10 protein-coding genes and 1 other annotated feature are annotated in these 13878 nt (G+C 38.8%); of the genes, 2 read left to right on the top strand and 8 right to left on the bottom strand.

The genetic code is table 11. From position 1 onward, the window contains the following. Positions 1-25: 25 nt before the first annotated feature. A complete protein-coding gene (gene aspS, locus MHI22_RS09010; RefSeq protein ID WP_101966510.1) occupies positions 26-1795 on the bottom strand; it encodes an aspartate--tRNA ligase in 1770 nt (589 codons plus the stop codon). A 65-nt stretch (positions 1796-1860) separates the two neighbouring features. After that, positions 1861-3129 (bottom strand): histidine--tRNA ligase, encoded by a 1269-nt coding sequence (gene hisS / locus MHI22_RS09015; RefSeq protein WP_058844051.1) that lies wholly within the window; start codon positions 3127-3129, stop codon positions 1861-1863. 242 nt (positions 3130-3371) lie between these two features. After that, positions 3372-3614 (bottom strand) — a binding site (T-box leader). A gap of 164 nt (positions 3615-3778) precedes the next feature. On the opposite strand from hisS, the gene MHI22_RS09020 reads away from it, so the two are divergent. Continuing rightward, the gene (locus MHI22_RS09020; RefSeq protein ID WP_340811777.1) at positions 3779-5362 is read left to right on the top strand and encodes an N-acetylmuramoyl-L-alanine amidase; all 1584 of its coding nucleotides are present in this window, start codon (positions 3779-3781) and stop codon (positions 5360-5362) included. A gap of 491 nt (positions 5363-5853) precedes the next feature. Here the strand turns inward: MHI22_RS09020 and MHI22_RS09025 are convergent, their stop codons facing one another. Both MHI22_RS09025 and MHI22_RS09030 read right to left on the bottom strand, forming a co-directional pair. Beyond that, positions 5854-7260, bottom strand: coding sequence for a YfcC family protein (locus MHI22_RS09025; protein WP_058845150.1), 1407 nt, complete (start codon positions 7258-7260; stop codon positions 5854-5856). A 128-nt stretch (positions 7261-7388) separates the two neighbouring features. Then, on the bottom strand, positions 7389-7532 hold the full coding sequence (locus MHI22_RS09030; protein ID WP_157492983.1) for a hypothetical protein: 144 nt from the start codon (positions 7530-7532) through the stop codon (positions 7389-7391). A 290-nt stretch (positions 7533-7822) separates the two neighbouring features. Here MHI22_RS09030 and MHI22_RS09035 point away from each other — a divergent pair, with 290 nt between their 5' ends. Then, positions 7823-9178: a lytic polysaccharide monooxygenase gene (locus MHI22_RS09035; RefSeq protein ID WP_340811779.1), complete on the top strand. Its 1356-nt coding sequence runs from the start codon at positions 7823-7825 to the stop codon at positions 9176-9178. A 338-nt stretch (positions 9179-9516) separates the two neighbouring features. Here MHI22_RS09035 and MHI22_RS09040 read toward each other — a convergent pair whose 3' ends face one another. From MHI22_RS09040 to MHI22_RS09055, 4 genes are all read right to left on the bottom strand, one after another. Beyond that, on the bottom strand, positions 9517-10617 hold the full coding sequence (locus MHI22_RS09040; protein ID WP_249646132.1) for an alpha/beta hydrolase: 1101 nt from the start codon (positions 10615-10617) through the stop codon (positions 9517-9519). A gap of 272 nt (positions 10618-10889) precedes the next feature. Beyond that, positions 10890-11105, bottom strand: a complete 216-nt coding sequence (locus MHI22_RS09045) for a DUF2642 domain-containing protein (protein WP_036124402.1) — start codon at positions 11103-11105, stop codon at positions 10890-10892. 71 nt (positions 11106-11176) lie between these two features. Then, positions 11177-11617, bottom strand: a complete 441-nt coding sequence (dtd, locus tag MHI22_RS09050; protein ID WP_036124403.1) for a D-aminoacyl-tRNA deacylase — start codon at positions 11615-11617, stop codon at positions 11177-11179. Positions 11618-11652: 35 nt separating this feature from the next. Beyond that, the gene (locus tag MHI22_RS09055) at positions 11653-13848 is read right to left on the bottom strand and encodes a RelA/SpoT family protein (protein ID WP_036124404.1); all 2196 of its coding nucleotides are present in this window, start codon (positions 13846-13848) and stop codon (positions 11653-11655) included. Between the last annotated feature and the right edge of the window lie 30 nt (positions 13849-13878).

The following is a 13878-nucleotide window of genomic DNA, read 5'->3' on the forward strand; positions in this document are numbered from 1 at the left end:
AAATCCAGGTATTTTGTTTTATTCATTATTTTTTAAATGGTTTGATGGCTAAGCTTAATTCACTTAGTTGCTCTGGTGATACTTCGCTCGGTGCTTCTGTCATTAAGCAGCTAGCACTTGCTGTTTTCGGGAATGCGATAGTATCACGTAAATTCGTACGTCCTGCTAGTAGCATCACAAAGCGATCAAGACCAAAGGCAAGACCTGCATGTGGTGGCACGCCATACTCAAATGCTTCTAATAAGAAGCCAAATTGCGCTTGTGCTTCTTCTTCTGTAAAGCCAAGTAATTCAAACATTTTTTCCTGTAGGTCACGTTCATAGATACGTAATGATCCACCACCAAGCTCGTAACCGTTTAATACGATATCATAGGCTTGTGCACGAACTGCTGAAGGATCTGTATCCATTAACGCTATATCTTCATCGAACGGACGTGTGAATGGATGATGTGCTGCATAGTAACGTCCATCTTCCTCAGAGAATTCAAATAATGGCCAGTCAGTAATCCAAAGGAAAGCAAATTGTGATTCGTCAATCAAGTTTAAATCTTGTCCTAATTTCGAACGTAATGCCCCTAAAGAAGCTGCAACAACAGGTGCCTTATCCGCCACGAATACAAGAATATCGCCAACTTCTGCTCCCATACGTTCGATTAAAGCTGCTGCTAACGCTTCGTCAAAGAATTTCGCGATTGGGCCATTTAAGCCTTCTTCTGTAACCTTTAACCAAGCAAGACCTTTTGCTCCGTAAATACTAACGAATTTTGTTAATTCATCCATGTCTTTACGAGAATATTTGTCCGCTGCTCCTTTAATATTGATACTTTTCACTTGTTTTCCTTGTGCAACAGTATCTGCAAATACTTTGAAATTACAGCCTTCAAAAATATCATTTAATGCTACTAGCTCTAATCCAAAACGTACGTCTGGCTTATCTGAACCATAACGATCCATTGCTTCTTGATACTTCATACGCTGGAAAGGTGCAGGGATATCGATTCCTTTTACTTCTTTCATAACAGCTTGAATTAAGCGTTCATTCATTTCTAATACTTCTTCTTGTGTTAAGAAGCTAGTTTCAATGTCCACCTGTGTAAACTCTGGTTGACGGTCAGCACGTAAGTCTTCATCACGGAAGCAACGGGCAATTTGGAAATACTTTTCAAAGCCTGCAACCATTAATAATTGTTTAAACAATTGTGGTGATTGTGGTAATGCATAAAATTCACCCTCATGGACACGGGATGGTACTAAATAATCACGAGCACCCTCTGGCGTTGATTTTGTTAAAATCGGTGTTTCTACTTCTAAGAAGCCTTCATTTTGTAAGAAGTTACGGATTGTACGTGTAACATCAGAACGCATTTTGAATGTATCGAACATGACTGGACGACGTAAGTCCAAATAGCGATATTTTAAACGTAGGTCTTCTGATACGTCTGTGCGATCTTCAATTTGGAATGGTGTTGTTTTGGCCGTATTAATTACGATTAAACTTGTTGCTTCTACTTCAATTTTACCGTTTGGTACATTCGGATTAATTTGATCCTCTGTACGAAGGATAACTGTTCCTTCCACTTCAATCACATATTCACTACGTACTTTATCCGCTAGTGCATGTGCTTCAGCCACGTCTGGACTAAATACGACCTGTGTAATTCCCGTACGGTCACGTAAATCAATGAAAATCAAACCACCAAGGTCACGACGACGCTGCACCCAACCTTTTAATACGACTTTTTCGCCTTGTAACGCCTCTGATAGCTCGTTACTAGCATGTGTTCTTGTAGCCATTGTTAAATTCCTCCAAAATATCTTCAATTTATGTAGCATCTACTAGCAATGCCCCTGTATCTACTTTAAGATTGTTGTGATAAATAATTCACTAGCTCTGAGAATGCCACTTTGTGCTGTTCACCAGATTCCATATGTTTCACGGCAGCTGCTTGCTCTTCAAGCTCTGTTTCGCCAAGAACGATTGTGTATTTTGCACCTAGACGATCCGCTGATTTCATTTGGGCTTTCATTTTACGATCTAAATAATCCATTTCTGTCGCAAGACCCTTTGCACGGAAAGTACTAGTTAGCTCTACAGCCTTTTGCTTGGCTTCAGCGTCCATTGCGATAATATAAACATCTAGTCCTGAAGCGGTATCTAATTCAACGCCCTCTGCTTCAAGTGCTAATAATAAACGCTCAATACTTAATGCAAAACCAATACCTGGTACATCTGGACCGCCAATTTCTTGCACTAGCCCATTGTAGCGTCCGCCTCCACATAGTGTTGTAATCGCACCAAAGCCAGCTGCTGTAGACATAATTTCAAATGTTGTGTGATTGTAATAATCAAGCCCACGTACAAGATTTGGATCCACCTCATAAGAAATGCCCAATGTATCTAAATACGATTTCACCTGACTGAAATAAGCAGCTGACTCCTCTGTTAAGAAATCAGTTAACGCTGGAGCCGTTTGCATTAATGGGTGTTCACGATCCACCTTACAATCTAAAATTCGTAATGGATTTTTTTGCAAACGATTTTGACAGTCAGAGCAAAACTCTTGAATATGTGGCTCAAAATGCTGTAACAAGGCTGTACGGTGAGTATTACGCGTTTCTTTATCACCCAGTGAATTAATCACTAGTTTTAAATCCTTTAAGCCAGCTGATTCATAAACATCCATCGCAAGAGCAATGACTTCCGCATCAATTGCAGGATCTGCTGAACCAATGGCCTCTACTCCAAACTGTACAAATTGACGATAACGCCCAGCCTGTTGACGCTCATAGCGGAACATTGGTCCTAAGTAAGAAAGCTTAACGGGCTGATCTGGAGCACCAAACATTTTATGTTCTACGTAGGCACGTACGACACCAGCCGTATTTTCAGGACGTAATGTTAGTGAACGTCCCCCGCGATCCTCAAATGTATACATTTCCTTTTGCACAACATCCGTTGTTTCACCAACACCACGCGCAAACAAATCCGTTTGCTCGAAAATCGGTGTGCGAATTTCGTTATAACGATAAACACGACAAATATCACGAATAATCGCTTCAACCTTTTGCCATTTTTCAGATTGACCTGGCAAAATATCTTGTGTCCCTCGTGGCACTTTAAAACTCATGTAAATCCCTCCTATATCGATTGCTTATGATAGAGCAGCTGTCATTCTACTTGGGGCGGAGGCATGCTTCGATTGAGCAGTTTTCATTCAGGTTGGAGTTTGGTTAGCGATCTTCACTTTGATTAGAGCGGGTTCGCAATTTTGATGAGCAAACTCACGACCTAAAACCGAACCCATCCCTTTTCTCAAAAGAATCTCGCAGTTTTTTCGAACAACAAAAAAGCCCCCGTCACCTTGCCATAGCAAGGGACGAGAGCTATATAAGCTTCCGCGGTTCCACCCTAGTTGACACAATTAATTACATGTGTCCTCCTCGTAATCGGATAACGGCCGATTCCGTTTTTTCCTACTAAGCACTGCTTTTCAGAAAAAAGCCTCTCAAGTGTTATTCGCGTGATACATTTTTGTAGGAAAGATTGCAGCCTAAGTCTTTCCCTCTCTGTTCCAATAGAGGTATACGCTACTTGCTTGGTCATAAGCGATTAATCATTTTTCGATTACCCTTTATGTTAGTCACTAGCCATGCCAATGTCAACTGTTTTTGTATTTTTCATAGGGCTATAATGAAAATAACAAATTCCATTACCATTTTACCACGAATTTTATGACAAAAGCATGGTAAAATAGCACAAGGAATAGGAGGAATCTGATGAGAACAAAAATTTTACATAGTATAATCATATTCGTACTAATGGTAACGATTGCGATGCCAAATAAGAACTTTGTTCAAAGAGCTTCCGCTGACACCAGTGATCTAAAAGTCGCTGGAACGATTCTTCATTTGCGTGAGGGTCCTGGATTATCATATCCCATTATTACGACATTAGAAGAAGGTGATCCTTTAACCTCTATCGGTCGTGAAGGTGATTGGATTCAAGTAAAAGCAGGTAACTATGAGGGCTGGGTTGCTTCATGGCTGACGGCTCCTACAAGTGCTAAACAGGCCATCGATAAAACCGTCATCTCACAAGTTGACCGTTTAAATATACGAACAGATCCAGATATTTCTTCAGCTGTTCTTGGTCAACTTTCTACAGGCAACCAAGCCAACCTTATTGAAGAAAATGCTGAATGGGCAAAAATTGGTTGGAATGGACTTACGGGATGGGTTTCAAAGGATTATGTCACGATTAATGATAATCCTAAAAAAGAAAAGGAACCTAAAGATGATGCCGTAGAAGTAACGACAACTACAACACCTGTTAACAAGGACACAACCTTTACTATTTTAGTAGACGTCCTCAATGTTCGTAAAAAACCAGACTTGAATGCTAAAAAAATCGGCACTGCGAAAAAAGGTCAAGCCTTTAAAGTAATTGCACATGAACATAATTGGGTACAAATTCAGTACAATGATAAAAAAACAGGCTGGGTTTATAGCTTTTATGGTACTTTCTCCAATAAAGTTAAAAGTACATCCAAAACTTCCTCTTCCAAAGAGTTGGAATCCGTTACCATAATCTATAATGGGACAAACTTACGAACAGATGCCTCAACAGCAGCTGAAGTGGTTGAACGGGTAGATGCTGGCTTAAATTATCCAATTGTCGGCGTAAAAAATGATTTTTATGAAATTCAATTAGATGAAGATCAAACAGCATTTGTTGCAAACTGGGTTGTAACAACAAGTTCTAATAAAACGATGATTCCTCAAAAGGAAAAAGAAGAGCCTCGTAAAAAAGGGACGTTAAGTGGGTTAACAATAGTTGTTGATGCTGGCCATGGGGGAAATGATCATGGCACAACGGGTCAACGTGGTACAGAGGAAAAAGGCATTACGCTGAAAACAGCTACTATGCTTGCATCCAAGCTAAGTGCGGCTGGCGCCAATGTAGTCATGACGAGGGAATCCGATGAATATGTGGCATTGCGTAAGCGTGTATCAATTGCCCATCAATATGAAGCAGATGCCTTTATTAGTCTCCATTATGATGCAACAGACGATAGTTCTATTAACGGCTTCACCTCCTATTATATGAATAGTAATCAAAAAGGGCTTGCTGAAGCGATTCATGATGGACTATCAAGTAAATTAGAGTTAAGAGATCGTGGCACACAACAAGGTAACTATTTAGTACTACGAGAAAATCGTCAAAAAGCAGTCCTTATTGAGTTAGGCTTCTTAAGTAATTCAAGTGAAGAGCGTGTCATCACTACAGCGAAGTTCCGTGAACAGGCGACTCTCGGTATTTATCAAGGAATTCTCAACTACTTTAATGAGCAAGAGGAATAATGAAAAAAGATCATGTCAAAGGCAGAAAAAGCAACTTTGCAAGGGGAGGGGGAGATTTCCGTTCCGCCAGCGTCCTTTCCAGGGGGCGTCCGATGAGCCGCTTCACTCACTTACGCTCGCTCCAGGGTCTCATCTGTGACGCTAAATCCCCTAGGAGTGACGCTGGCTCCACTCCAATCAACCATTCTGCAAAGAGTCTTTACTTTTTTTCATAGTAATATAGCGATTAAATAGCCCATTATTTGTATTCTTAGAGGGAATAAGCTCTTATTATTAATGTAGAGAAGTGATGCGTGACAACACCTCTCCATAAAGAGCAGTGAAGACCTTCACTTTATTTGAAAACCTTCACTAAAAAGGTAACACTTTTGTAGGTTGGAATGGAGTCAAGTAGCCTGCAACGGAAATCCATTTCTACCTTCCAATTGACTGTTTTGTTTTTCAACACTAAGAAAAAAGCTGCGGATGCTATCCACAGCTTTTTTCACGTATTAAGAAACCCCTATTGCTACCGCAGCAATTAACGCCAGGCATGCAATCACTGCCCAGCCAAGAATCATCTTCCAAATGAATTTGATCCACTTTTCATAGGGAATGCCTGCAACCGCTAAATAGGCCATTAAGGCAGATGAAGTAGGAATAATAGAGTTCGTTAAGGAATCACCATATTGGAAGGCTAATACAGCCACTTGTCGTTCTAACCCTAATAAATCGGTAATTGGTATCATAATCGGCATTGTTGCGGCTGCCTGTCCACTACCAGATGAAATAAATAAATTTAACAGTGCTTGAATAAATAACATACCGATTGCACTGATAGCATGTGGTAAATGCCCAATTGTTTCCGATGCCGCATAAACGATAGTATCGATAATTTTCCCTTGCTCTAAAACAACCGTAATCGCACGGGCAAAACCTACAATTAAAGCACCGAATGTTACAGCCTTCGCTCCTTCAATGAAGGAATCAAAAATAGTTGCAGGTTTCAACCCACCAATTAGCCCTGCAATTAACCCCATAATTAAAAAGGAGGCGGTTAACTGTGTTAAGAACCAGCCCCAATTAAATACACCATAAATATTAAAGCCAATTCCACAAGCCATCACAATAAATACAAATTTATGCTTTCCTGTTAATGTAGGAATGTCAATAACGGATACATTAGATTTAGCCTTTTGCTCGATGTCGTAAATAACACTTGCCTGTGGATTCTTTTTCACCTTAAAGGCATAGCGAGATACATAGAAAATAGCAAAACCTAACACAAAAACATAGACAACTGCACGGAAGCCGATCCCAGAGAATAACGGTACATCTGCTAATGATTGTGCAACACCCACCGTAAAGGGATTAAGCATCCCTCCAAAAAATCCACTGGCCGCTCCAAGTGTGATCATGGCAGTCCCTGTCACAGCATCGAAGCCCATCGCACGCGCAATTGCTACACCAATCGGTACGAAAATAATTGTTTCTTCGGCCATCCCCATTGTAAAACCACCAACAGAGAATAAAATCATTGATAATGGGATAAGTAATTTTTCTCTTCCCTCTAAAGCTTTTACCCCTTTATAAACACCAGCTTCAATGGCACCCGTGGAACGAATAATCCCAAAAACACCACTGACTAAGAAAATGTAGAAAATAATTTGAGCCCCTTTTTCAAGACCCATTGGAATAGCTGTAAACATTTCGAAAAATGAAACTGGATCACTCTCAATATGATGATAGCTTCCATCTACAACGAGCATTCGCCCTTCCTTATCCTCTATTCGTTCAAACTCACCTGCTGGAATAATATAGCTTGCAATACCCGCTAAAAAAATAATAGCAAAAATAATGGTATATGTATGAGGTACTTTCAGCCAGCTTCTTTTCTTTACACCTTGTTCATTTTCCATGACATCACCCTCCTTTTAATCAATTTAGACATTTGCATTATATTGTCGCTATATGTCGTTAATTGAAAATAAATATACATGAGTTCAAATTTATTGTAAAGTATTAATTTTCTATTATTTCAGAAATTCTATTTATTTGTTGCCATAGCAAGCTTTCTCAGACGACCCTGCTGATAAGGATGCTTATCCTCTGCTAGCATAAAATATTCATACTCGATTAATTGGATAATTATGCGTTCAGCAGAGCGCCGTAACTTGAGTATTGTGACCAAGGTTAACAACTTCTATAGCTACATTTCACGAATGAGAAGAGTAACTGTACGTAAATTGACAAATTTTAATAGATTTGAAGATTTTATTATAATACCTAATTATTTTTAATAGAAAACAATCCTCTAAAGTAAGATATTTACCCAATTAAGGTCTATATACTCATTAATTTTGCAACAAAAGTTATTTGCACAACAAAACTATTATCCTATAAAAACAGACTTTGAATAATTTTTAATATATTGCTATCATACTAGTTGCTATCCAATTCCAACAAAAGGAGACTAGTTATATGAATACTAAATTCGCAAAAAAGTTAAGTAAAAAGGGAATAAGTGCTGCCATATTAGCAGCAGGAATCATGGGTATTTCAATGGCACCTAATGCATATGCCCATGGATTTGTTGAAAAACCAGCTAGCCGAGCTGCTTTATGTAGTCAAAATTATGGAGCACTTAATTTAATGTGCGGAAACATAATGTATGAGCCACAGAGTTTAGAGGCACCTAAGGGATTTCCACAAAGTGGGCCGGCTGATGGAAAAATCGCATCTGCTGGAGGTCTATTTGGTGGCATACTCGATCAACAAACCGCTGATCGTTGGTTTAAAAACACGATTACAGGAGGTTCAAATACTTTTACATGGAAGTATACAGCTCCACATTTAACAAGCAAATGGCACTATTATATTACTAAAAAGGGATGGAATCCAAATAAACCATTAAACCGTGCTGACCTTGAACTAATTGCAACTGTAGAACATAATGGTTCTGCTGCATCGAATAATTTAACTCATACAATTAACGTGCCAACTGATCGTAGTGGTTACCACATTATTCTAGCTGTTTGGGATGTAGCTGATACTTCAAATGCATTCTATAATGTAATCGACGTTAATTTAGTGAATAATGGAAATGTAGATATAGAAGCTCCAACTCAGCCAAATGGATTACATACTACGAAAGTTACTTCAAACAGTGCCGAGCTAAAATGGAGTCCTTCTACAGACAATGTGAGTGTAAAAGAATATCAGATATTACGTGATAATAAAGTAGTTGGAGTGGTACCAGGAACAACATTCACAGATAAAAATTTAAAACCGACTACCAAGTATACATATACGGTAAAGGCAGTGGATGCAGCTGGGAATGTTTCTAATGAAAGTGAATCGATAGTTGTAGAGACAATGCATACAGCTCCAGATACAGAAGCACCAACGCAACCGACTGCACTTCACACAATGGGCGTAACATCTTCAAGTGCAGACTTAATGTGGAGTGCATCAGAGGATAATGTAGCAGTTGACCATTATGTTATATATCAAGGAACACAAGCAGATCAAATGTCTGTTGTTGGAACATCAAAAACTACATCATTTATGGACATGAATCTCCAATCCAATACAACTTATATGTATGCAGTAACTGCAGTGGATGCGGCTGGAAATGAATCAATTAAAAGTTCCATTTTAACTGTGACTACAAAAGATCTAGGGGCTTCTTATGAGCAATGGAGTCCATTTAAGGCGTACACAAAAGGAGATAAGGTTGAGTACCAAGGAAAGATTTATGTAGCCGTTCAAAGCTATCAAGGATACGGAGATCCAAATTGGATAAACGCATTGTCTTTATGGAAAGAAAATGAGTAAAGTCCTAGTATGAGATTGCAGTGATTGAAAAGATCCTTTTAAATCAACAATAGTTTTATTTCTATAGATAATAGCTATAAATTCATTTTAGAAGTTAAATAAATTCATACAAAGGCCATCGAGAAGTCGCTCTCGATGGCTTTTATCATTTTTCTTTCTCTTCAATTTCCAACATTTAGTAAAATATTGCCGTACCCAACCCCTGCACGGAGTGGGAGCGAAGAGGCGCTCGCCCACAGGAAAGCAAGTAGCCCATGCATGTGTATATACTAATTATATCGCTTGCATTATTGATTCTGCTTCCACAAGTTACAATTAACAAAAGTAAAAAAGACACATTATAAGGAATTGAAAACCTTTTTTACCCATTCAAGAAACTCTCTCATATAGTGTTCCTGCTTAAAGCCATGATTCTGACCTTCTACTACAATTTCAGTAATATTCGCATCTGCTACTCGTGCAGATTGAATATATTCTTGTGGCCCTTTTACCCCAACAGCTAAATCATTCGTCCCATAAGCAATAAACTGAGGTATATTTGCTGTGCTAAAATGTTTAGATAGATCTGTCTGATTCAAAAGCTCTTCACGCACTTCTGGACTTTTTACATCTTCATCTTTAAAAGAAGCAAAGAGCATAGGCACATTATAGCGATAGGTCAATGCTGGATAAATCATAGCTGCAGAGACTACTTGATCATCGACTGCATCGATGTCATCAAGCTGATAACTATTAGGAAACAGATTTTTCCCCTGAATGAGATTAATAAAGCTACCGGTTTGAAAACCACCCGCGCTAAAACCGATCAATCCAATTTTATCTGGATGAATACCATAATCATTTGCATGATAACGTAGATAACGGACAGCCCGCTGAACATCCAATTGGGGAATAGGCCATTCATATGGGTTAGAACGATAGTGTAGAACGAATGCATTGATACCTGCCTTATTTAATGATTCAGCTACTTCTTTTCCTTCAGCAGTTCCACCATCCATTTCCTTAAAGCCATAGCCACCTCCTGGAATAATAATGATGGCACTGTCACTGTTTGATCTCGTATAAGGAATCAGATATGGTTCATCTTCATAGGTAGATTTTTCATAGCCCCCTACAATTTCATGGACATATGTAAAGGTATCAATTGCAGCTTCATTGTCTTTATATTCTTCTCCCACAATACTAGTAGAAAATTTGAATGTCGCTAAGAGTCTGTTAGGATTACCCTTAATATTCATATCGTCTAGCTTACTTCCAGAATGATTTCCTGCAACTTCTTCTCCCCAAATTTCAACCTTGTGCTCAATATCCGCAACTGGCTTGCCTAGTTTATTCCCAAATGGATTAATTTCAAGAATAGCGTATCCACCTCCTATAAACAAAGCGAAAATAGCTAGAATTATTCCCACTATCTTGGCTATTTTCTTCATTATGTTCATAATATATAACCTCCTTTAAACCTATTCATGACAGTATTAAATAGTATATTAGCAGCCATTACTACTTGTTTCTTAGTTGAGTATAATTCTAGTCGCTTTATGACCGATTTCACAAGAGACATACCAAAAGTGTCTTTCTCCATGAACGATCCCTGCTTCCGCCCTCAAACCAATATAAACTCAATATTCTAATAATTAAATTTGCTCATTATACCTTAAAATATAAAAAAGAACCTTCTATCATCTTTTATGATTCGAAGGTTCGTACTTCATCAATTTTTTGTAGTTTCCAATGTAACCCATACAATTTCCTCCATTCGAATGAAGAAAGGGGTACGATTCATCTCAAGGATCATATGGTCAGGTAGTATGGATAATAAAATACCTTTTTGCATCGTTTTTTCTGTTTGCACCACTACTGCCTGGCCAATCATCATGTTAAGTGTTTCGTATAAATATGGATTAGATCTACTCCCTATCTGCGTCAAGTTTAAGACACTCCTTCCTATAAAACTAACCATACTCATTAGTATATGAAGGATTTATAGGAAATGTTCCATTATTTTGATTCTAGAAGTATTGTTACTGGACCATCGTTGATTAGTGCAACATCCATCATTGCACCAAAAATACCTGTTTCCACATGTAAGCCGAGCTCACGCAATGCTTGATTAAAAGCTTCCCACAGCGGTTCGGCTACTTCTGGTCTAGCTGCACTGATGAAACTAGGACGATTTCCCTTTTTTGCATCCCCATACAATGTAAATTGTGAGACGGATAAAATTGCGCCTCCATGCTCTAGGATCGAATGATTCATTTTTCCTTCCGCATCTTCCCAAAGGCGTAAATTAGCTACTTTTTTCGCTAAATAAGCGACATCCTCATGTGTATCCTCATGTGTAATACCTACTAGAAGAACATAGCCATTATCAATCGCTCCTGTGACAGTTCCGTCAACCGTTACAGAAGCAGCTTTACTGCGCTGTAATACTACTTTCATGCATTAAAACCCCAATTCTATGTTGTTGCCAATCATTAATTGATGACACGCTGCACCGAATAAATATCAGGTGTTTGTTTAATCCGCTCAACAACCTTATGCAAATGTGAAATGTTTGAAATGGAAATCGTTAAATGAATTGTTGCCATTTTATCACGATCAGCACGACCACTGACTGCTAAAATATTTGTTTTTGTTTCACTAACAATTTGCATAATTTCATTTAAAATACCAGGTCGATCAAAGGCTGACACTTCGATATCCACTGGATATTCTTTTTTCTCAGGGATGATTCCATGCTCCCATTCCACTTCAATTAAACGTTCTTGCTCATCCTCAATTTGAATATTTGGACAGTCTGCACGGTGTACAGAAACACCTCTACCTTTTGTAATAAAGCCTACAATCTCATCACCAGGTACAGGCGTACAACAACGAGAAAGTCGAATAAGCATATTATCAATGCCCTTGACGATGACACCCGATTCCGTTCGTTTTTGCGGAATTGGATTTTTCATTTTTTGTTCAATTTTCTCTAAAGCTTCTTCCTGCTCACGCTCTTTACGACGTTTTTCTGCTAAACGATTAACCACTTGCTGTGCAGTAATGCCATTCACCCCTACTGCTGCATACAAGTCCTCCTCATTCGTATAGTTGAATTTATCACATACACGTTTGAGGTTTTCTGATGACATCGTTTCCTTTAAATCGAAATCCTGAGCACGAATTTCCTTTTCAATCATTTCTTTCCCTTTGATGATATTCTCTTCACGTAAATGTCGTTTAAAGAATTGCTTAATCTTATTTTTCGCCTGTGAGGATTGTGCTATTTTTAGCCAATCGCGGCTCGGACCAAAAGATTGCTTAGATGTTAAAATTTCAATGATATCGCCGGTTTTCAGTGGTGTATCAAGTGGCACCATTTTCCCATTGACTTTTGCCCCAATCGTACGATTTCCGACCTCTGAATGGACACGATAGGCAAAATCGATGGGCACAGAACCCGCCGGCAATTCGATGACATCGCCTTCAGGTGTAAATACGTAGACCATATCAGAAAATAAATCGAATTTTAAGGATTCCATAAATTCTTCGGCATTAGAAGATTCATTTTGGAATTCTAAAATCTCACGGAACCATGTTAATTTTTGATCGACATTTTGCTTTTGATGATCAACATTTTTGCCCTCTTTATACGCCCAGTGTGCCGCAATCCCGTACTCTGCAATTTTGTGCATTTCCTTCGTACGAATCTGAACCTCTAATGGATCACCATAGGGTCCAATAACGGTCGTGTGTAAGGACTGATACAGGTTTTGTTTTGGCATGGCAATATAGTCTTTAAAGCGCCCTGGCATCGGTTTCCAGAGTGTATGCACAATCCCTAAAACCGCATAGCAATCTTTAATACTATCGACAAGTACACGTATGGCTAATAAATCATAAATTTCATTAAATTGTTTCTTTTGGAGCACCATTTTTCGATAAATACTGTAAATATGCTTTGGACGACCATAGATATCTGCTTCAATTTCAACCTCATTAAGCTGTGACTTCATCTCAGCCATGACATTCTCTAAATAAGCCTCACGCTCATCACGCTTTTTCTTCATCAAACTGACAATACGATAATATTGTTGTGGGTTTAAATAACGAAGTGCTGTATCTTCAAGCTCCCATTTTACAGTCGAGATTCCCAGACGATGTGCAAGTGGTGCAAAAATTTCTAGCGTCTCTTTCGAAATGCGTCGCTGCTTTTCAGCAGGTAAATGCTTTAACGTACGCATATTATGGAGACGGTCTGCTAGCTTAATTAAGATGACACGAATATCCTGTGCCATAGCTACAAACATTTTTCGATGATTCTCCGCCTGCTGCGCCTCTTTTGATAAATATTTAATTTTCCCTAGCTTTGTCACACCATCAACAAGCACGGCTACTTCTTCGCCAAATTCCCGTACCAAATCATCCCGCGTAAAATCCGTATCTTCGACAACATCATGTAAAAAACCTGCCGCTACTGTTTCCGGGTCCATTTGTAATTCAGCTAGAATACCTGCCACTTGTACTGGGTGAATGATATAAGGTTCACCAGAGCTACGGAATTGCTCAATATGGGCATCCCTTGCTAATTCATATGCTTTTTTCACGAATGTGACATTTTCATCATTCATGTAGGATTTGACTAACTCAAAAACGTCCTCAGGAGTCAAAATTTGCTCTTTCGCCATAACATGTCCACCTTGCTCGTCAAATTTTTC

Origin of the sequence: Lysinibacillus sp. FSL L8-0312 (assembly GCF_038003285.1) — a bacterium.
Classification (GTDB): domain Bacteria; phylum Bacillota; class Bacilli; order Bacillales_A; family Planococcaceae; genus Lysinibacillus; species Lysinibacillus fusiformis_D.

Bases quoted from the DNA above. Each gene is read 5' to 3' on its own strand.
- aspS (WP_101966510.1), bottom strand. From the start codon at position 1,795: ATGGCTACAAGAACACATGCTAGTAACGAGCTATCAGAGGCGTTACAA.
- hisS (WP_058844051.1), bottom strand. From the start codon at position 3,129: ATGAGTTTTAAAGTGCCACGAGGGACACAAGATATTTTGCCAGGTCAA.
- MHI22_RS09020 (WP_340811777.1), top strand. From the start codon at position 3,779: ATGAGAACAAAAATTTTACATAGTATAATCATATTCGTACTAATGGTA.
- MHI22_RS09025 (WP_058845150.1), bottom strand. From the start codon at position 7,260: ATGGAAAATGAACAAGGTGTAAAGAAAAGAAGCTGGCTGAAAGTACCT.
- MHI22_RS09035 (WP_340811779.1), top strand. From the start codon at position 7,823: ATGAATACTAAATTCGCAAAAAAGTTAAGTAAAAAGGGAATAAGTGCT.
- MHI22_RS09040 (WP_249646132.1), bottom strand. From the start codon at position 10,617: ATGAACATAATGAAGAAAATAGCCAAGATAGTGGGAATAATTCTAGCT.
- dtd (WP_036124403.1), bottom strand. From the start codon at position 11,617: ATGAAAGTAGTATTACAGCGCAGTAAAGCTGCTTCTGTAACGGTTGAC.
- MHI22_RS09055 (WP_036124404.1), bottom strand. From the start codon at position 13,848: ATGGCGAAAGAGCAAATTTTGACTCCTGAGGACGTTTTTGAGTTAGTC.